This is a genomic window from Micromonospora sp. NPDC049374 (assembly GCF_040677165.1).
Classification (GTDB): domain Bacteria; phylum Actinomycetota; class Actinomycetes; order Mycobacteriales; family Micromonosporaceae; genus Micromonospora.
Map to the genome: position 1 here is coordinate 175,192 of NZ_JBFAQH010000011.1, position 19,656 is coordinate 194,847.

20 protein-coding genes are annotated in these 19,656 nt (G+C 70.2%); all 20 read right to left on the reverse strand.

What is annotated here, in order from left to right:
• Position 1 precedes the first annotated feature (1 nt).
• Entirely contained in the window at positions 2-1,348 is a 1,347-nt protein-coding gene (gene nuoH, locus AB0J93_RS19560; RefSeq protein WP_363923705.1) for an NADH-quinone oxidoreductase subunit NuoH, read from the reverse strand.
• Positions 1,345-3,840, reverse strand: coding sequence for an NADH-quinone oxidoreductase subunit G (locus tag AB0J93_RS19565; RefSeq protein ID WP_363923707.1), 2,496 nt, complete (start codon positions 3,838-3,840; stop codon positions 1,345-1,347). Before AB0J93_RS19565 ends, nuoH begins: the two co-directional genes overlap by 4 nt.
• Before the next feature lie 58 nt (positions 3,841-3,898).
• Positions 3,899-5,215 (reverse strand): NADH-quinone oxidoreductase subunit NuoF, encoded by a 1,317-nt coding sequence (gene nuoF, locus AB0J93_RS19570; RefSeq protein WP_363923709.1) that lies wholly within the window; start codon positions 5,213-5,215, stop codon positions 3,899-3,901.
• The gene (gene nuoE, locus AB0J93_RS19575; RefSeq protein WP_363923711.1) at positions 5,212-6,252 is read right to left on the reverse strand and encodes an NADH-quinone oxidoreductase subunit NuoE; all 1,041 of its coding nucleotides are present in this window, start codon (positions 6,250-6,252) and stop codon (positions 5,212-5,214) included. Before nuoE ends, nuoF begins: the two co-directional genes overlap by 4 nt.
• A complete protein-coding gene (locus AB0J93_RS19580; RefSeq protein ID WP_363923713.1) occupies positions 6,249-7,574 on the reverse strand; it encodes an NADH-quinone oxidoreductase subunit D in 1,326 nt (441 codons plus the stop codon). Before AB0J93_RS19580 ends, nuoE begins: the two co-directional genes overlap by 4 nt.
• Positions 7,571-8,302, reverse strand: coding sequence for an NADH-quinone oxidoreductase subunit C (locus tag AB0J93_RS19585; RefSeq protein WP_363923714.1), 732 nt, complete (start codon positions 8,300-8,302; stop codon positions 7,571-7,573). The genes AB0J93_RS19580 and AB0J93_RS19585 overlap by 4 nt, the downstream gene beginning before the upstream one ends.
• Complete coding sequence (locus AB0J93_RS19590) at positions 8,299-8,976, reverse strand: NADH-quinone oxidoreductase subunit B (RefSeq protein WP_117229654.1); 678 nt, start codon at positions 8,974-8,976, stop codon at positions 8,299-8,301. The genes AB0J93_RS19585 and AB0J93_RS19590 overlap by 4 nt, the downstream gene beginning before the upstream one ends.
• Before the next feature lie 13 nt (positions 8,977-8,989).
• Entirely contained in the window at positions 8,990-9,355 is a 366-nt protein-coding gene (locus AB0J93_RS19595; protein ID WP_093404019.1) for an NADH-quinone oxidoreductase subunit A, read from the reverse strand.
• A 108-nt stretch (positions 9,356-9,463) separates the two neighbouring features.
• On the reverse strand, positions 9,464-10,738 hold the full coding sequence (locus AB0J93_RS19600; protein ID WP_363923715.1) for a geranylgeranyl reductase family protein: 1,275 nt from the start codon (positions 10,736-10,738) through the stop codon (positions 9,464-9,466).
• Between the two features lie 134 nt (positions 10,739-10,872).
• Positions 10,873-11,082, reverse strand: a complete 210-nt coding sequence (locus AB0J93_RS19605) for a hypothetical protein (RefSeq protein WP_363923716.1) — start codon at positions 11,080-11,082, stop codon at positions 10,873-10,875.
• A gap of 161 nt (positions 11,083-11,243) precedes the next feature.
• Complete coding sequence (locus tag AB0J93_RS19610; protein ID WP_363923717.1) at positions 11,244-11,954, reverse strand: demethylmenaquinone methyltransferase; 711 nt, start codon at positions 11,952-11,954, stop codon at positions 11,244-11,246.
• A 137-nt stretch (positions 11,955-12,091) separates the two neighbouring features.
• Positions 12,092-13,276 carry a cell wall anchor protein gene (locus tag AB0J93_RS19615; protein WP_363923718.1) on the reverse strand — a complete coding sequence of 395 codons (1,185 nt, stop codon included), beginning with the start codon at positions 13,274-13,276 and terminating at the stop codon, positions 12,092-12,094.
• 511 nt (positions 13,277-13,787) lie between these two features.
• On the reverse strand, positions 13,788-14,978 hold the full coding sequence (gene mqnC / locus AB0J93_RS19620) for a cyclic dehypoxanthinyl futalosine synthase (RefSeq protein WP_363923719.1): 1,191 nt from the start codon (positions 14,976-14,978) through the stop codon (positions 13,788-13,790).
• Positions 14,979-15,088: 110 nt separating this feature from the next.
• The gene (locus AB0J93_RS19625; RefSeq protein WP_363923720.1) at positions 15,089-15,499 is read right to left on the reverse strand and encodes a type II toxin-antitoxin system VapC family toxin; all 411 of its coding nucleotides are present in this window, start codon (positions 15,497-15,499) and stop codon (positions 15,089-15,091) included.
• A complete protein-coding gene (locus AB0J93_RS19630) occupies positions 15,496-15,774 on the reverse strand; it encodes a type II toxin-antitoxin system prevent-host-death family antitoxin (protein WP_357581094.1) in 279 nt (92 codons plus the stop codon). The genes AB0J93_RS19625 and AB0J93_RS19630 overlap by 4 nt, the downstream gene beginning before the upstream one ends.
• A 32-nt stretch (positions 15,775-15,806) precedes the next feature.
• On the reverse strand, positions 15,807-16,946 hold the full coding sequence (gene paaE / locus AB0J93_RS19635) for a 1,2-phenylacetyl-CoA epoxidase subunit PaaE (RefSeq protein WP_363923721.1): 1,140 nt from the start codon (positions 16,944-16,946) through the stop codon (positions 15,807-15,809).
• Positions 16,943-17,419, reverse strand: coding sequence for a 1,2-phenylacetyl-CoA epoxidase subunit PaaD (gene paaD, locus AB0J93_RS19640; RefSeq protein ID WP_363923722.1), 477 nt, complete (start codon positions 17,417-17,419; stop codon positions 16,943-16,945). Before paaD ends, paaE begins: the two co-directional genes overlap by 4 nt.
• A gap of 4 nt (positions 17,420-17,423) precedes the next feature.
• Complete coding sequence (gene paaC, locus AB0J93_RS19645; protein ID WP_363923723.1) at positions 17,424-18,149, reverse strand: 1,2-phenylacetyl-CoA epoxidase subunit PaaC; 726 nt, start codon at positions 18,147-18,149, stop codon at positions 17,424-17,426.
• Positions 18,146-18,433 carry a 1,2-phenylacetyl-CoA epoxidase subunit PaaB gene (paaB, locus tag AB0J93_RS19650; protein ID WP_093404003.1) on the reverse strand — a complete coding sequence of 96 codons (288 nt, stop codon included), beginning with the start codon at positions 18,431-18,433 and terminating at the stop codon, positions 18,146-18,148. Before paaB ends, paaC begins: the two co-directional genes overlap by 4 nt.
• Entirely contained in the window at positions 18,430-19,491 is a 1,062-nt protein-coding gene (gene paaA, locus AB0J93_RS19655) for a 1,2-phenylacetyl-CoA epoxidase subunit PaaA (RefSeq protein ID WP_363923724.1), read from the reverse strand. The genes paaB and paaA overlap by 4 nt, the downstream gene beginning before the upstream one ends.
• Positions 19,492-19,656 lie beyond the last annotated feature (165 nt).

The following is a 19,656-nucleotide window of genomic DNA, read 5'->3' on the forward strand; positions in this document are numbered from 1 at the left end:
GTCACACCTCCTCAGAGTCCTGGCCGGCGGGAGCGTTTGCCGGCTCCCGCTCGGCGACCATGCGCCGGGTGCGCGGGCTCGGTGGTACCTGGAGATCCATCGGGGGCAGCGGGAAGCTGCCCGGCGGCCGGTTGTCGACCTGCTCGACGAGCGTCGGCTTCGGCGTCGCCTTGCGGCTCGGCCAGAACAGCGCGGCGAGCAGCACGATGCCGGCCGGGATGCCGATGGCGTACATCCGGCTCTGGGTGTCCCAGTCGTCGATGGTGCGCAGGCCGGCGAGAACCACGATCCAGACCAGGCTGATCGGGATGAGCACCTTCCAGCCGAAGCGCATCAGCTGGTCGTACCGCAGCCGGGGCAGCGTGCCGCGCAGCCAGACGAAGACGAAGACCAGCAGGATGACCTTGCCGAAGAACCAGAGCAGCGGCCACCAGCCGGAGTTGGCCCCCGACCATATGGTGATCGGCCACGGCGCGTGCCAGCCGCCCAGGAAGAGCGTCACGGTGAAGGCCGACATGGTCACCATCGCGACGTACTCGCTGAGCATGATCAGCGCGAACTTGAGCGAGCTGTACTCGGTCATGAAGCCGGCCACCAGCTCCGACTCCGCCTCCGGGAGATCGAACGGCGGCCGGTTGGTCTCGCCGACGATGGAGATGAAGAAGACGATGAAGCTCGGGAAGAGCAGCAGCGCGTACCAGCCGGGCGTCTGGATGTCGGCGCCGAACAGGGTCAGCTCGGTCGTGCTGCCCTGGGCGGCCACGATCTCGCTCGTGGACATCGTGCCGGCGAGCATGAACACCGCCACGATGGACAGACCCAGCGCCACCTCGTAGGAGATCAGCTGGGCGGCGGACCGCAGGCCGCCGAGCAGCGGGTAGGTCGAGCCCGAGGCCCAGCCGGCGAGCACGATGCCGTAGACCGCCATCGACGAGAGGGCGAGCACCACGAGCACCGCGACCGGCACGTCGGTGACCTGCAACGGCGTCTGGTGGCCGAAGATGCTCACCATCGGGCCGAACGGGATCACCGACAGCGCGGTGACCGCGCAGATCACCGAGATGGCCGGGGCGAAGAAGTAGATGACCTTGTCCGCCGAGCGCGGGAGGATGTCCTCCTTGAAGGCCATCTTCAGGCCGTCGGCGAGCGTTTGCAGCAGGCCGAACGGGCCGAGCTGGTTCGGCCCGGGCCGGACCTGCATGAAGCCGACGACCCGCCGCTCGAACCAGACGCCGAGCAGCGTGCCGAGCAGGGCGACCACGAACGCGAAGACAATCTTGCCGAGGACCAGCCACCACGGGTCGTGGCCGAAGTCGGTCAACGACGGTGCCTGCGCCAGCGGGTTCATGCGATACCCCCGGAGGAGTTGAGGATCGGACCCGGCCGGCCCGCCACGTCGGCGGCGACCGGCTCGGTGGTGCCGGGTGCCGAGATCCGTACCACCGCACCGGAGGTAGCGCCCAGGCTGCGCCGCACGGTCGAACCGGGCGAGTTGGTGGGTAGCCAGACCACACCGTCCGGCATCTCGGTGATCGCCGCCGGCAGGGTCAACGCACCCCGGTCGGTACCCACCGTGACCGGGTCGCCGTCGGCGACACCGAGCGCCTCCGCGCTGCCCTTGCCCAGCCGGACCACCGGCGGGCGGGCGGTGCCACCCAGGTGCTCGTCGCCGTCGGTGAGGCTGCCGAGGTCGACAAGCTGGTGCCAGGTCGCCAGCACCGCCTCACCGGTGCCCGGCTGCGGCACCGCCCCCGGCTGCACGGTGGGCGCGGTCGGGCGGTCAGCCCGGGTCACCGGCAGGCTGCCCAGCTCACGCCGGACGGTCAGCACGTCCCCGGTGCCCAGCCGCACGTCCAGCTGGGCGGCGAGCGCGTCGAGCACCCGACCGTCGGTCATCGCGGCGGTGTCCAGCACCGCGTCGAACGGACGCAGCCGGCCCTCCCAGTCCAGGAAGCTGCCGGCCTTCTCCACCACCGGTGCGACCGGCAGGACCACGTTCGCCCGACGGGTGACCGCGCTGGCCCGCAGTTCCAGGCTGACCAGGAACGGCACCGCCTCCAGGGCCTGCTCGGCCAGGCGCGGGTCGGCCAGGTCGGCCGGATCCACCCCGGCCACCACCAGCGCGCCAAGCTGACCCGTGGCGGCGGCACCGAGGATGCCGTCGGTGTCCCGGCCGGCCTGACTCGGGATCACCCCGGCCGGAATGTCCCACGCCTCGCCCAACTCGGCCCGGGCCCCGGGCTCGGTGACCAGGCGACCGCCGGGCAGCAGGTTGGGCAGGCAGCCGGTGTCGACGGCACCGCGGTCACCCGCGCGCCGCGGCACCCAGGCCAGCTTCGCCCCGGTACGCGCGGCCACCTCGGCGGCGGCGGAGAGTCCACCCGGGACGGTGGCCAGCCGCTCGCCGACGATCAGGATCGCCCCTTCAGCGCTGAGCGCCTCGGCGACGGTGGCGTGCTCGGCGAGCACCCCGGCCTCCTCGCCCGGCACGACCCGGGCCAGTTTGGCGCCGAGCTTCTCCAGGCCACGGGTGGCGAACGGGGCGATCGCGTACACCTTCAGCTTGTTCTTCAGGTACGCCTTGCGCAGCCGCAGGAAGAGGATCGGGCACTCTTCCTCCGGCTCCAGGCCGACCAGCACCACCGCCGGCGCGTTCTCGACGTCGGTGTAGGTGACGTCGGTGCTGCCGGCGACCGTGCTGGCCAGGAAGTCGGCTTCCTCGCGGGAGGCCGGACGGGCCCGGAAGTCGATGTCATTTGTGTGCAACGCGACCCGGGCGAACTTGGCGTACGCGTACGCGTCCTCGACGGTAAGCCGACCGCCGGTGAGCACCGCGGCGCCCTGGCCCGTGTCCCGGGCGGCGCGCAGCCCCTCGGCGGCCACGCTGAGCGCCTCGCTCCAGGACGCCTCCCGCAGCTCGCCGGTGTGCTCGTCGCGTACCAGCGGGGTGGTGAGCCGGTCGGCGGCGCGGGCGTACTGGAAGCCCCAACGCCCCTTGTCGCAGTTCCACTCCTCGTTGACCTGCGGGTCGTCGCCGGCCAGCCGGCGCAGCACCTTGCCCCGACGCCAGTCGGTGCGCTGGGCGCAGCCGGCCGAGCAGTGCTCGCACACGCTCGGGCTGGAGACCAGGTCGAACGGGCGGGCCCGGAAGCGGTACTGGGTGCCGGTGAGCGCGCCGACCGGGCAGATCTGCACGGTGTTGCCGGAGAAGTACGAGTTGAACGGGACGTCGCCGTCCTCGCCCTCGGTCCCGTAGTCCTCGTCCCGGTAGATGTTGATCTCCTCGGCGGAGGAGCGGTTCATCAGGTCGATGAACTTGTCGCCGGCGATCTCCTCGGTGAACCGGGTGCACCGCTGGCAGAGCACGCACCGCTCGCGGTCGAGCAGCACCTGGGTGCTGATCGGCAACGGCTTCGGGTACTCCCGCTTGTGCTCGTGGAACCGGGAGTCGGAGCGGCCGGTCGACATCGCCTGGTTCTGGAGCGGGCACTCGCCGCCCTTGTCACACATCGGGCAGTCGAGCGGGTGGTTCACGAGCAGCAGCTCCATGATCCCCTCCTGCGCCTTCTTGGCGACCGGGGAGGTGAGCTGGGTCCGGACCACCATGCCGTCGGCGACCGTCTGGGTGCAGGAGGCGACGGGCTTGCGCTGCCCCTCCACCTCCACCAGGCACTGCCGGCAGGCGCCGGCCGGAGCCAGCAGCGGGTGGTCGCAGAACCGGGGGATCTCGGTGCCCATCTGCTCGGCGACCCGGATCAGCAGCGCCCCCTTCGGGGCGGTGACCTCGACGCCGTCGATGGTGAGGGTGACCGTCTCGGTCGGCTTGGCAACGTCCGTCACAGTGCTCGCCTTTCGCTCGCGGCTGCGGGGCTCGCTCCGCTCACTCCTCGCACTCGCATCAGTGGGCTCCCACCAACTGCTTGTCGGACAACTTCGGCGCGGTCCGTCCCTCGATGTAGTCGAGGTAGTCCTGCTTGAAGTACTTCAGCGACGAGGTCACCGGGCTGGTGGCACCGTCACCCAGGCCGCAGAACGAGCGGCCGAGGATGTTGTCGCAGGTGTCGAGCAGGGTGTCCAGGTCGTCCTGAGTGCCCTGGCCGGCCAGGATGCGTCGGTAGACCCGGACCATCCAGTAGTTGCCTTCCCGGCACGGGGTGCACTTGCCGCACGACTCGTGGTGGTAGAACTCCAGCCACCGGTAGGTCGCGTAGACCGGGCAGTCCTGGTCGGAGAAGATCTGCGTGGCCGTGGTGCCGAGGATCGAGCCGGCGGCGGCCACCCCCTCGAAGTCCAGCGGCACGTCCAGGTGCTCGGCGGTGAGCAGCGGCGTCGACGATCCGCCCGGCGTCCAGAACTTAAGGTTGTGCCCCGGCTGCATCCCGCCGGCCAGCTCGATCAGCTCGCGCAGGGTGATGCCGAGGCCGCACTCGTACTGGCCCGGGTTGACGATCCGGCCGGAGAGCGAGTAGATCATCGGGCCGGCGGACTTCTCCGTGCCCATCGACTTCCACCAGTCCGCGCCGCCCAGCACGATGTACGGCACGCTGGCGATGGTGCCCACGTTGTTGACCACGGTGGGGCTGGCGTACAGCCCGTGGGTGGCCGGGAACGGCGGGCGCAGCCGGGGCTGGCCCCGGAAGCCCTCCAGGGAGTCCAGCAGCGCCGTCTCCTCCCCGCAGATGTACGCGCCGGCACCCGAGTGGACCACCAGGTCCAGGTCGAAGCCGGTGCCGAGGATGTCCCGCCCCAGGTAGCCCTTGGCGTACGCCTCGTTCACCGCGTTGCGCAGCCGGCGGGCGGCGTGCACGGCCTCGCCCCGAATGTAGATGTAGGCCCGGTTGGCCCGGATCGCGTACGAGGCGATGATGACGCCCTCGACCAGCGAGTGCGGGTCGTGGGTCATCAGCGGCAGGTCCTTGCAGGTGCCGGGCTCGCCCTCGTCGGCGTTGACCACGAGGTAGTGCGGCTTGCCGTCACCCTGCGGGATGAAGCCCCACTTGAGACCGGTGGGAAACCCGGCTCCGCCGCGACCGCGCAGCCCGGAATCCTTCACCAGCTGGATCAGGTCGTCCGGGTGGGCCTTGATCGCCTTACGCAGCGCGGCGTAACCGTCCAGCTTCTCGTAGGTGTCGATCCGCCAGGCGTCAGGGGACAACCAGCGCTTGGTGAGCACGGGCGTCAACTTGGCCAGGGTCTCCGGCGCAGGCGTGGTCACTTCTGAGCCCCCTTGTCGTGCGCGGAATCCCGACCGCCGCCGGTCGACTCCGCTTCCCTGAGGTTGCGCTCCTGCGCCCCGGTGTCGTCACCGGCCGGCTTGGCGTCACCCGCCGGCTTGTTGGCCGCCGCACCAGCGGCCTCCGCGGCCCGGGCGTCGTCCCCCGCAGGCGGCTGCCCGTCGACGGGAACCTTGGTGCCGGGGGCGTCCGGCACGGCGGTCTTCGCGTCCGGCTGCCGGGTCTCGGCGGTACGCACCTGCGGCGACTTGCGGTCCGGTGCCGCGACGTCGGGTGCGGTGCTGCCGGTCGGCGCGGCCTTCGCCGGGGTGGCCGGTGCGGGCTTGTCGCCGGCCCGGCCGCTGCGGATCGGGGTGTTCGGGTCGAAGCCCGGCGCCGAGATGCCGTGCTGCTGGGCCAGTCGCAGGCCACGCAGCGTCGGCTCGCCCGGCACACCGTCGGCGACGGCGCCCTCCCGCTCGTCGGCGAAACCGGCGAGCTGGACCGCCATCTCCTTCAGGGTGCAGAGGCGGGCACCCCGGCTCGGCGTGGGCCGGCCACCGGCGCGCAGCTCATCGACCACGCCGACCGCGGTCTGCGGGTCGACGCCGTCGAAGAAGTCGTAGTTGACGGTCATCACCGGGCCGTAGTCGCAGGCGGCCAGGCACTCGGCGTGCTCCAGGGTGACCGTGCCGTCGGCGGTGGTCTCGTCGTGCCCGACGCCCAGGTGCTCGGCGAGGGTGTCGTAGACCTCCTGGCCACCGAGCACGTTGCACATGGTGTTGGTGCAGACACTGACCAGCCAGTCACCGGTCGGCCGGCGCTTGTACATGGTGTAGAAGCTGGCCACCGCGCCGACCTGGGCCTTGTTCAGGCCGAGCACCTCGGCGCAGAACGCCACGCCGGCCGGGGAGACGTAACCCTCCTCGGCCTGCACCAGGTGCAGCAGCGGCAGCAGGGCCGAGCGGGAGCGGTCCGCCGGGTAGCGGGCGATGATCTCCCGAGCCCGGGTCCGCGTCTCTTCGGTGAAGACAGTCACCGGTCACAACCTCCCATGACGGGGTCCAGCGAGGCGCCGCCGGCGATCACGTCGGCGATCAGGCCACCCTCGGCCATCGCCGGCAGGGCCTGGAGGTTGACGAAACTCGGCTCCCGGTAGTGCACCCGGTACGGCCGGGTCCCGCCATCGGAGACCGCGTGCACGCCCAGCTCACCGCGAGGCGACTCGATCGCCACGTACACCTGGCCCGGCGGCACCCGGAAGCCCTCCGTCACCAGCTTGAAGTGGTGGATCAGGGACTCCATCGACTGGCCCATGATCTTCGCGACGTGCTCCAGCGAGTTACCCATGCCGTCGACGCCGATGGCCAGCTGCGCCGGCCAGGCGATCTTCTTGTCGGCGACCATCACCGGGCCGGGCTTGAGCCGGTCCAGGGCCTGCTCGACCAGCTTCAGCGACTCCCGGATCTCGGCCAGCCGGACCAGGTAGCGGCCCCAGACGTCGCCGTCGGGGTGGGTCGGCACGTCGAACTCGTACGTCTCGTAGCCGCAGTACGGCATGGTCTTGCGCAGGTCCCAGGCCAGGCCGGCGGAGCGGAGCACCGGCCCGGTGACGCCGAGGGCCAGGCAGCCGGTGACGTCGAGCACCGCCACGTTCTGCGTCCGCTCCAGCCAGATCGGCTGGCCGGAGAGCAGGTCCTCGTACTCCTTGAGGCGCTTCGGCATGACGTTGAGGAACTCGCGGATCTTGACGATCGCCTCGTCCGGCACGTCCTGGGCGACGCCGCCCGGCCGGACGTACGCGTGGTTCATCCGCAGGCCGGTGATCAGCTCGAAGATCTCCAGGATGTACTCGCGCTCGCGGAAGCCGTAGAGCATGATCGAGATCGCGCCCAGCTCCATGCCCGTGGTGGCCAGCCACACCAGGTGCGAGGAGATCCGGTTCAGCTCCATCATGAGCACCCGGATGGTGTTGGCCCGCTCGGTGACATCGTCGGTGATGCCGAGCAGCTTCTCCACGGCCAGCGAGTACGCCGTCTCATTGAAGATCGGCGAGAGGTAGTCCATCCGGGTCACGAAGGTCGAACCCTGCACCCAGTTGCGGTACTCCAGGTTCTTCTCGATGCCGGTGTGCAGGTAGCCGACGACCGAGCGGGCCTCCCGGACCGTCTCGCCCTCCAGCTCCAGGATCAGCCGGAGCACGCCGTGCGTGGACGGGTGCTGCGGGCCCATGTTGACGACGATCCGACCCTCGTTGATCGGATCGACGCCGGAGACGACGTCGTCCCAGTCCCCGCCGGTGACGGTGAAGACCCGGCCCTCGGTCGTCTCGCGCTCGGTGGCGTAGTTCGACCCGGTCATTGGTAAGACCTCCGCTTGTCGGGCGGCGGGATCTCGGCGCCCTTGTACTCCACGGGCACACCGCCGAGGGGGTAGTCCTTGCGCTGCGGGTGACCCTCCCAGTCGTCCGGCATGAGGATGCGGGTCAGCGCCGGGTGACCGTCGAAGACGACACCGAACATGTCGTACGCCTCCCGCTCCTGCCAGTCGGCGGTCGGGTAGACGGAGGTGACGCTGGGCAGGTGCGGTTCCTCGACGCTGACGGCGGCCTCCAGCCGGACCTGACGCCGGTAGGTCATCGAGGTGAGCTGGTAGACGACGTGCAGTCGGCGAGCGTCGGCACCCAGGTAGTCCACCCCGGACACCGACGAGCACAGCTCGAAACGCAGCGCCGGGTCGTCCCGCATCACCTGGCAGACCTCGGCGATCCGCTCCGGGCGGATGTGCAGGGTCAGCTCGCCCCGGTCCACCACGACCTTCTCGATCGCCTCGCCGAACGCCGGGTACGCCTCCTCCAGCGCGTCCCGCACCTCGTCGAAGTAGCCGCCGTACGGTCGCGGCGAGTCCTCGATCTCGCGGTGCTGCCGGACCAGTCCGCCGAACCCGGAGACGTCGCCGCTGCCCTGGTTGCCGAACATGCCCCGGCCCGCCGGTGCGGCTGGCGGGAACTCGGCCGGGGCACCACTCGTCGCGCCGGCCGGCGTCACCGGAACCGGCACGCCGCCGGTGGTCGGCTTGTCGTCAGTCACTTGATCCCCCCGTACGGGTGGAGGTGGTTCTGGGCCTTCATCCAGTTCTCGATCCGCAGCTGCTCCTCGCGGCCCTCGCGGACGGCCTTCGTCCACTCGGCCCGCCGGGCCTTGTCGTTGCGGTACGACGACGGCATCGAGCCGTACGGCACCACCGGCACGTCACCGCGCGCCTCACGGGCCGCAAGCATCTTGCGGCCGTTCGGGCCGAGCGGCTCGTGGCCGATCTTCTCGCGCAGCTTGAGGATCGCGTCGATGAGCATCTCCGGCCGGGGCGGGCAGCCCGGGAGGTACATGTCGACCGGTACGACGTGGTCGACGCCCTGCACGATGGCGTAGTTGTTGAACATGCCGCCGCTGCTGGCGCAGACACCCATGGAGAGCACCCAGCGGGGCTCGGCCATCTGGTCGTAGATCTGGCGCAGCACCGGGGCCATCTTCTGGCTCACCCGGCCGGCGACGATCATCAGGTCGGCCTGCCGGGGCGAGGCCCGGAAGACCTCCATGCCCCAGCGGCCCATGTCGTAGTGCGGACCACCGGCGGCCATCATCTCGATCGCGCAGCAGGCCAGGCCGAACGTGGCGCCCCAGACCGACGACTTGCGCGACCAGTTGACCAGCTTCTCCACCGAGGTGAGCAGGACGCCGGCGGGAAGTTTCTCCTCGATACCCATAGCCGTTCCTTCCTCAGTCCCAGTCCAGGCCGCCGCGTCGCCACTCATAGGCGTACGCGACGAAGACGGCACCGATGAACACCAACATGGCGACGAACCCGAAGACCGGCAGGATGTCGAAGGAGACCGCCCACGGGTACAGGAAGATCATCTCCACGTCGAAGACGATGAAGAGCATCGCCGTCAGGTAGAACTTGACCGGAAACCGGCTACCGCCGATCGGCTGCGGGCTAGGCTCGATCCCACACTCGTAGGCTTCGAGCTTGGCTTTGTTGTAGCGATGGGGGCCGGCGAACCGGGCGGCGGCTATCGAGAACAGCGCGAAACCCGCGGCGAGGGCGAAGAGCCCGATGATGGGTACGTAAGGCGAGAGCGACATTTCTTCTCCTGCTCGTCCTTCCCTGCCCTCGGTGGTTGGCGAAATTCACACTATTCACATCCCACCCCGCGCCCTTCGGCGGGGGTGGACCTTGCCTGCTCCGCGCCCCTACACGGCCGGCGCGACCCGGGTCATCGCATTGATCACCCGGTCCATCGCGTCACCGCCACGCGGGTCGGTGAGGTTGGCCAGCAGCTTGAGCACGAAGCGCATCAGCGTGGGATGCGGCATGCCGTGCTTGGTCGCCACCCGCATGATCTCCGGACGGCCGATCAGCTTCACGAAGATCCCGCCCAGCCGGTAGTAGCCGCCGAACCGGGTCTTCAACTCCTGCGGGTACGCCATCAGGGCCCGCTCCCGCTCGACGCCGGCCGGCCGGGCCAGCGCCTGAACCGCGACCTCCGCGGCCAGTTCGCCGGATTCCATCGCGTACGCGATGCCCTCGCCGTTGAACGGGTTGACCATGCCGCCGGAGTCGCCGACGAGCATGACCCCCCGGGTGTAGTGCGGCACCCGGTTGAAACCCATCGGCAGGGCGGCACCGAGGATCGAACCCTCGGCGTTGGCCTCGTCGGTCATCCCCCACTCCGGCGGCGTGTTGGCCAGCCAGTCGGTGAGCAGCCGCCGGTAGTTCGTCTTGCCGAACGCCGTGGACGAGTTCAGGATGCCGAGCCCGACGTTTACCCGACCGTCGCCGAGGCCGAAGATCCAGCCGTACCCGGGCAGCAGTTCGTTGGTGCCCTTGGCCCGCAGCTCCAGCCAGGACTCCAGGTAGTCGTCGTCGTGGCGGGCCTCGGAGCGGTAGTAGCGCCGGACGGCGACACCGATCGGGCGGTCCTCCCGCTTGGCCAGCCCGAGGGCGAGCGGGAACCGGCCCGAGACGCCGTCCGCGGCCACCACCAACGGGGCGTGGAAGGTGACGGGTGCCTTGTCCGGCCCGTCCTCGCCCTGCACCCCGATCACCCGGCCGTCGCCGTCCAGCACCGGAGCGAGGACGTTCACGCTGGTCCGTAGCTTGGCCCCGGCCGACACCGCGCGCTGGGCCAGCAGGTCGTCGAAGTCGAGTCGGGTGCGCACCAGGCCGTAGTTCGGGAAGCTGGCCAGATCCGGCCAGTCCAACTCCAGCCGGACGCCGCCACCGATCACCCGCAGGCCACGGTTGTGCAGCCAGCCGGCCTCGGGGGAGGTGTCCACCCCCATCCGGATCAACTGCCGCACGGCCCGCGGGGTCAGCCCGTCGCCGCAGACTTTCTCCCGGGGGAACTCGGTCTTCTCCAGCAGCAGCACGCGTACGCCGTGCCGAGCCAGGTGGTACGCGGTCGCCGAGCCACCGGGACCGGCGCCCACGACGATCACGTCGGCGTCGTTCTCCACCGCGGTCATTAGCGCCTCCTCCCCGCCCTGCTCGTGAAATGCTTCACAAGCCAGCCGGGACGAGTCTATGACCGGCACCGTAAGCTCGCCTTGTTAGGTCGCCCTAACCTGCTGGACGCGAGTAAGACCCAACGACGTGGCGCTCAGCGGCGCGCCGGAGCGGCGCTGTCCAGGCTGGCGCGGATGGTCTCCGGCAGTTGCTCACGCAAGGTGCCGCCGGCGGCACGGTCCAGGGCCGCGAGCACCTCGGTCACCACCTGGCGGACGTCGGCGGGATCCGCTCCGGCCAGACCCCTGAGCTGCTCGACCAGCTCCGCGGCATCCCCGATGGCCACATTCTTCGGATCCGTCATGTCGGCCAGCTTAAGCCGCAAATGCGACACAATCGCCTTATTCCCCTAAATGACGCTATTACGGCCGCGCAATGCCGGGCGGACCGAGATCCCGTCCGCACGGAGGGATACCGGAACGGTCGCGTTCACGCCCGTACGGGCCGATGCAGGAACGGTCGCGCTCACGTCCGGACGGCGCGGTGCAGGGCCACCACACCGCCGGTCAGGTTGCGCCACGCCACCCGACCCCAGCCCGCCGCGGCCACCCGCGCCGCCAGCGCCGGCTGGTCCGGCCAGGCCCGGATCGACTCGGCAAGATAGACGTACGCGTCAGGGTTGCTGGAGACCGTCCGGGCCACGGCCGGCAGGGAACGCATCAGGTACGACAGGTACACGGTGCGGAACGCGGGATTGACCGGGGTGCTGAACTCACAGATCACCAGCCGGCCGCCCGGGCGGGTCACCCGGGCCAGTTCAGCCAGCGCGGCGTCGGTGTCGTTGACGTTGCGCAACGCGAAGGAGATGGTCACCGCGTCGAAGCTGGCATCGGCGAAGGGCAGCCGCAGGGCGTCTCCGGCCAGCAACGGCACCTGCGGGCGGCTGCGCTTGCCGGCGTACAGCATGCCGAGCGACAGGTCCGCCCCGACCGCGTACGCCCCGGACTGGGCGAGTTCCTCGGTGGAGACGCCGGTGCCCGCGCCCACATCCAGCACCCGGTCACCCGGTCGCAGGTCGAGCGCGGTGCGGGTGGCCCGTCGCCAGAACCGGTCCTGGCCGAACGACAGGACGGTGTTGGTCAGGTCGTAACGGGCCGCGACACCGTCGAACATCGCGGCGACCTCGTGCGGCTGCTTGTCCAGACTGGCGCGCTGGCCCTGCGGGGTACGGCTCACCCCTCCACTCTGCCAGCCCTGCGGTCGACGGCCCGCCCAGGGTCGAGGCGACACAGTGAGGGCGGGATGGTCACCCATCCCGCCCTCACTGCCGTGCGTTATGTGAACGGCCCGCGCGGGCCGATAGAGGACGAACCTCAGGCGTTCGTCTTCTCGTCACCCGGGGTCACCAGGACCACCCGGCGACGACGGGCAACCAGGAACATGGCCACACCGGCGGCCAGCACACCCGCGCCGACGCCACCGATCAGGCCGACCTGCACACCGGTGACCGGCAGGCCGGGACCGTCGCCGTTGTCGCCACCACCGGAGCCACCCTTGGCGGCCACGACCACCGCGAAGTCGTCGGTGTTGTCGCTCGGGTCGACGTCGTTACCCGAGAGACCCGTGACGTTCTGCGGCAGGGCCGACGTGGCGGCGGCCCGGAGGACGCTGGGGGCCTCCGGCACCGTCAGCGAGTCGATGGTGACCTTGCCACCGGTCAGGCTGCTCGGCTTCACACCGTCGGCGACCTTCACCAGGTTGTAGAACCGGGCACCGGAGTAGAGGTCGTCACCATCCTTGTCCTGCGCGGCCGGGATGAGGACCGCCTTGGTGTACTCGCAGGTCAGCGAGGTCATCTCGGCGTTGTAGGTGCAGTCCGGCTCCTTCTCCGCGAAGGTCGCGCCCTTGGGCAGCTGCACCTCGATGCGGAGACCGCTGGCGGCCTGGTCACCCTGGTTGAAGGCGGCGTAGATGAGCTGGCCGGTGTTGCCCGCGTACAGGTCGCCGACCTCGGTGATCGTGCCACCGTCGACCTTGACGGCCTTGCGGACGTCGTCGGCGACGACGGTCAGGTCCGGCCCGGCACCCTCGACCTTGACGTCCACGGTCACGACGTTGTCGGACTCGTCCGGGTCCGGGCCGCCGTGCAGGATCACCGCGGTGATGGAGCCGGCCGGGCCGACCTCGTTGCCCTTGCGGGTCAACGGGAAGAACCAGTCGACGTCCTCGCCGGCACGGATGGTGTCACCCTCGATGCCACAGAGGATCCAGCCGTCCTCGCGCGGGTTGCAGCCGCTCTCGTCGATGTCGACGAGATCGGTCTTCAGCTTGCTGATGTCGAGGGCGACGAGCACGTTCTTGGCGTCGACCTTGCTCTTGTTCAGCAGCGAGACGCTGGCGTCCTTGCCCGGCGCGCCGACCGCGATCGTGGTGCCGGTCGCCTTGATGGCGAGGTCCGCGGTGTCGTCGGCCAGAGCCGGCGCGGCGAAGGCGCCGGCCGCGAGGACGCCGGCGGCACCGGCGCCCAGGTACGCCGCAGCCCGGTTACGGAAAATCATTGAGGTGTCTCCCCGTGGGGGTGAAGGAAACGTACGGGCGGGGACGTTAGCGGTCAGCGATCACCCGCGCCACCCTGCATCACACCCGCCCCAAGCTGCTCAGCTAATGGCAACTTAAGGATTGTCCGGATTGATGGGCCTTGCTACCTGGTCGCGGCCCGGCACCTGGCCGTGGCAGCTTGGCGCTTCGAACCGGACGGATGATCCACCCGAGCCGTTCGGCTGACAACCGGTCGAGCCACCGCTGTGACGCAGCGCCCTAGCCGCAGTTACCCGCGGTGATCTCCCACCGCTTACACGCCACCCATCGACCCCGCCCCCGCAGCAGCCGCCCGAGACACCGCAACCCGCGCCGCCCCCGCGACCGGAAGGCCCAAGACGCCGCAACCCGCGCCGCCCCCGCGACCGGAAGGCCCAAGACGCCGCAACCCGCGCTCGCGGTGGCGGGGGGGGCGTGTGGTGGTTCCGGTGGCCGACCGGCGTCGGTTTCGCTGGTCGGGGTGGGCGTCGGTCAGCTTGCCTCGACCAGGGGCAGGGAACGGCCGGCACCGCCACCGGGCAGGGCGATCGACGAGAAGTGCGACACCACCCGGTCGTCGCTCGGGTCGTCGTCGGGCGTGTGGTGCACGGCCAGTCTGTTGTAGAGCGTGTCGCGCTGGGCGGGGATCCGGTCGGCAGAACGGATCATCCCGATCAGCTCGTGCAGGTTGGACCGGTGCCGGGCCCCCGCCGAAGAGATGACGTTCTCCTCCAACATGATCGAGCCGAGGTCGTCGACGCCCATGTGCAGCGCCAGTTGGCCGACGTCCTTGCCGGTGGTCAGCCAGGACGCCTGCAGGTGCGGCACGGTCTCGAAGAACAGCCGGGACACCGCCACCAGCCGCAGGTACTCCAGGGCCGTCGCCTGGGTGCGACCCTTGAGGTGGTTGTTCTCCGGCTGGTACGTCCACGGGATGAAGGCCCGGAAGCCCTGCGTACGGTCCTGCACGTCGCGGATCATCCGCAGGTGCTCGATCCGCTCGGCGGCCGTCTCGCCGGTTCCCATCATCATGGTGGCGGTGGACTCGACGCCCTGCCGGTGTGCGAGTTCCATGACCTCCAGCCAGCGCTCGCCCGACTCCTTCAGCGGCGCGATCGCCTTGCGGGGTCGCTGCGGCAGCATTTCGGCACCCGCACCGGCGATCGAGTCGAGCCCGGCGGCCTTGATCCGGGCGATGGCCTCGTCCAGGCTCACCCCGGAGACCTTCGCCATGTGCAGGATCTCGCTCGGCCCGATCGAGTGGATCGCGAGTTGCGGGTACGCCTTCTTGACCGAGGAGAACAGCTCCTCGTAGTACTCCACGCCGTAGTCCGGGTGGTGGCCGCCCTGAAGCATGACCTGGGTGGCGCCCAGCTCGACCGCCTCGCCGCAGCGACGCAGGATCTCCTCGGTCGGGTGGGTCCACCCTTCCTTGTGCTTGGGCGCCCGGTAGAAGGCACAGAACTTGCACGCCGTCACGCAGACGTTCGTGTAGTTGATGTTGCGGTCGATCAGGTACGTGACGACGTTGTCCGGGTACCGCCGCCGACGGACCGCGTCCGCCGCCTCGCCGAGGGCGTGGAAGGGGGCGTCGGTGTAGAGCAGCAGAGCTTCGTCGGGCGTGATCCGCCCGCCGTCGGCGCCGCGCTGCAGGATGTCGTCGATCTCCCGATTCACCGTCACGTCCCCGAGGGTACGCCGACCACCCGCCCAGCTCTCAGCGGCGCACTTGACCTGTGATCCATCCCCTGTCCGGCATGGGGTCGGACATCGGTCATCCCAGCGGGAAGTGCTCAGTCGACTCCCGGACTGGCTACCGGAAGCCCGATGCTCTTGGCCGCGTCCAGCAGCCGACGGTCGTACGTCACGAAGGCGACGAAGTCGGCGCCCGCCTGCTGGGCCAGGATCTCCGCCGTTGCCAGATGGATGGCATCGAGAGTGCGTAGCAGCGGTTCCGGGTAGGCGGCGGCAGTGGCCCGGACGGTGGCATCGATCTCGACCCGGTAGAGCCGGGACAACGCGGTCGGCACCCCCACCAGCGCCTGCGGGGCGGCGCGGCGTAACGCCCGGGACACCTCCACTTCGGCCAGCACCGACGAGACGAGCGAGGCCGAGCTGCGGTCGTTCAGCCAGCTGACGAGTTCCTCGGTCCCTGGTTCCCGGCGGAGCAGCTTGATGACGGCCGCCGAGTCGAGGTAGATCACCAGCGTTCCTCGTCCCGCGAGGCGGCGAGGACCGCTGCCGCGTCGACCGTGGGATCACCGAGTACGGGAGGCAGGGGCAGGGGCCCGGTGGACGCCGGGGCGATCGCGCGCCCCTCTGCCACCAACCGGCCCAGCAGGACGTCGCCTGCCACCACGGGCACCAGCCGAGCGATCGGTTCGCCCCGGTCGGTCACCTCGACTGTCTCCCCGGCACGCACCCGCGCCAGCACCTTACTCGTGTGCTGGTTCAACTCCCGCACTGCGATCTGCTCCACGGGAACGAGTGTAGAACGAAATGTTCTACACGTCACGCGTCGTAGTCGATGGTGAGGGTGTCGGTGAGCGGGCTGGACTGGCAGGTCAGCACGTAGCCGGCGGCCACCTCGTCGGGCTCCAGGGCGTAGTTGCGGGCCATCTCGACCTCGCCGGAGACGACCTTGGCCCGGCAGGTCGAGCAGACCCCGCCCTTGCAGGCGTACGGCAGCTCGCCGCGGACCTTCAGCGCCGCGTCCAGCACGCGTTCGTCGCGGCGCATGGTGAAGTTCGACGAACGTCCGTCAAGCATGATCGTCACGTCCGTACCGCCGGACGCGTCGTCCGTGCGGCGGACCGGCTCGGGCGGCGCGTCGACGTGGAACAGCTCGGTGTGCACCGCCGACTCCGCGACACCCCGCGCGGTCAGCACCGCACGAGCATCCACCACCAGGCCGTACGGGCCGCACAGGAACCACTCCTCGATCGCCTCGCCGGGCACGATGGTCTCCAGCAGTCGGCCCAGCCGCTCCGCGTCGATCCGACCCGACAGCAGCGGCGAATCACCCTGTTCGCGGGAGAGCACGTGCACCAGGTGCAACCGGGTCGGGTAGCGGTCCTTCAGGTCGGCCAGTTCCTCGGCGAACATCACGCTGCCGGCCGTGCGGTTGCCGTACACCAGCGTGAAGGTGCTGGCCGGTTCGACGGCCAGCGCGGTGGCGACCAGCGACAGCACCGGGGTGATGCCGGAGCCGGCGACCACCGCGCCGTAGCGGCGAGCCCGGTCCGACGCGAAGGCCGTGGTGAAGTGCCCCAGCGGGGGCAGCACCTCGATGGTGTCGCCGTGTCGCAGCGCCCCGCAGGCGTAGCCGGAGAAGGCCCCGCCCGGGATCTCCCGCACGCCGATCCGCAACCGCCCGTGCCGCGCCAGGTCCGTCGGGGTGGAGCAGATCGAGTACGAACGGCGCACGTCTCCGCCGGAGGCCGCACCGCCGTCACCCTCCGCGGCACCGGCTGCGGCCGGCAGGCGTACGGTCAGGTGCTGGCCGGCGCGGAAGGCGAAGGTCTCGCGCAGTTCCTCCGGTACCGCGAAGGTGATCGCGACGGCGTCGGCGGTGAGCCGGTCCACGGCGACGACGGGCAGCGGGTGGAACACCGGCCGGCGGCGGACCGGGCGGGTGATGGTGACAGTCACAGGGCCTTCACATGGTCGAAGGGTTCGGAGCAGGAGCGGCACCGCCACAACGCCTTGCACGCGGTGGAGCCGAAGCGGCTGAGCTGCTCGGTCTCCGGCGACCCGCAGCGTGGGCAGCGCACCGCCAGGGTGAGCGGAACGACGCCGTCGCGCCGGACCGGGGCGGGCGGGGCGATGCCGGCGGCGGCCAGCTTGGCCCGTCCGGCGTCGCTGATCCAGTCGGTGCTCCAGGCCGGGCTGTGCACCGTACGCACCTCGGCGTCCGGGTGACCGGCGGCGGCCAACGCGCGCCGGATGTCGGCGCGGATGACATCCATCGCCGGGCAGCCGGTGTAGGTGGGGGTGATCGTCACCACCACCCGGCCGGTGGCCGGGTCCACCTGCACCGACCGGAGGATGCCGAGATCGTCGATGGTGACCACCCGGATCTCCGGATCCACCACCGCCGCCACGGCCTGCCGTGCTCTGCTCATCGGTTCACCAGCGGGCCCCGGGGTGGGCGCGATGCACCACCTGCATCTCCGCGAGCAGGTACGACAGGTGTTCGGTGTGCACACCGTCGCGCCCGCCGGCCGGCGTCCAGCCGACTTCCGGGACAGCGAGGGTCGCCTCGGCGAGCACGGCGGTCACGGTGTCGTCGAATTCGGACCGCAGGGTCGCCGGGTCGACCGGCGCGTCCGGCCGTGCCGTGAACAACTCGTCGGCGTACGGCCAGATCTGGTCGACGCCGGCCTGCATCCGCCGGTGCGACTCCTCGGTCCCGTCGCCCAGCCGCTTCACCCACAGCGCGGCGTGGTCCAGGTGGTACGCGGACTCCTTGCGGGCCTTGCCGCCGATGGCGGCCAACCGCTCGTCCGGGCAGCCGGCCAGGGCGGTGTAGAGCGGCACCTGGTATGCCGCCAGGACGAGCAGCTTCGCCATGGTCACCGCGAAGTCACCGTTCGGCAGCTCGACCAACAGGCAGTTGCGGAACTCCCGGTCGTCGCGCAGGTACGCCAACGCGTCCTCGTCCCGGCCGGCACCCTCCAGCTCGCCCGCGTACGACAGCAGGAGCCGGGCGGCACCGAGCTGGTCCAGGGCTATGTTGGCCAGCGCGATGTCCTCCTCCATCTCCGGTGCCCGGGTGCTCCACTCGGCCAGCCGCTGGGCCGCGATGAGCGCGTCGTCGCCGAGGGCGAGGGTGAAGGGGAAGAGATCGCTCACAGGTGCGCCACCCCGTCGGGTACCTCGTAGAAGGTGGGATGGCGGTAGACCTTGTCGGCGGCCGGGTCGAAGAAGGCGTCCTTCTCGTCCGGGCTGGAGGCGGTGATGGCGCTCGCCGGCACCACCCAGATCGACACGCCCTCCTGGCGTCGGGTGTATAGGTCACGGGCATTGCGCAGGGCCAGTTCCGCGTCGGGTGCGTGCAGGCTGCCGACGTGGGTGTGCGCCAGCCCGCGCCGGGCCCGGACGAAGACCTCCCAGAGCGGGGTGTGTTGCCGGCTCACGCTGCCACCTTCTCCTTCTCCTTCGCCGCACGCTTGGCGGCGTACGCGGCGGCCGCCTCGCGCACCCAGGCGCCCTCGCTGTGGGCGCGACGCCGGTGCTCCATCCGCTGCCGGTTGCACGGCCCGTTGCCCTTGATCACCCGCATCAGCTCGTCGTAGTCGGGCTGGGTGAAGTCGTACGCCTGGCGCTCGTCGTTCCAGCGCAGCTCCGGGTCGGGAAGGCGCAGCCCGAGCGCTTCGGCCTGGCCGACGCACATGTCCACGAAGCGCTGGCGCAGCTCGTCGTTGGAGAACCGCTTGATCTTCCAGGCCATCGACTGGGCGGAGTGGGTGGAATCGCCGTCGGGTGGGCCGAACATGGCCAGGGACGGGTACCACCAGCGGTCCACCGACTCCTGGGCCATCGCCTTCTGCGCCGCGGTGCCGTGCGCCAGGGTGTGCAGGATCTCGTAGCCCTGACGCTGGTGGAAGGACTCCTCCTTGCAGACCCGGATCATGGCGCGGGCGTACGGGCCGTACGAGCAGCGGCACAGCGGTACCTGGTTGACGATCGCGGCACCGTCCACCAGCCAGCCGATCGCGCCAACGTCGGCCCAGCTCAGCGTGGGGTAATTGAAGATCGAGCTGTACTTCTGCCGGCCGCTGAGCAGCAGGTCGACCAGTTCGTCCCGGCTGACGCCGAGGGTCTCGGCGGCGGCGTAGAGGTATAGGCCGTGACCGGCCTCGTCCTGCACCTTGGCCAGCAGGATCGCCTTGCGCTTGAGGGACGGGGCGCGGCTGATCCAGTTGCCCTCCGGCTGCATGCCGATGATCTCGGAGTGGGCGTGCTGGGCGATCTGCCGGATCAACGTCCGCCGGTACGCCTCCGGCATCCAGTCACGGGGCTCGATCTTCTGGTCGGCGTCGACGACCTCGGCGAAGTAGGCGGCCAGGTCGCCACCCGGCTCGGCGGCGCCTCGGCCACGCTCCGCGGCCGCACGCAACGCCGCCTCCGCGGCCTCGACCTCACCGAGCAGGCCGCCGGACGGGTCCTCGCCCGGGAAGTCATTGCCATACATGTCCCCAGTGTTACAGCTAGGGGTTGAAGACGCCAGAGGGTGTCATACAAATTCGGGACTTCCCACCGTCACCTCCCGGTAGCCATCAGTGGCGCCGGTAACTATGAGTTAGGTCACGGATCAGCGACAAATCCTCGCAACGACCGCATAGCGGTTCGTTATCCC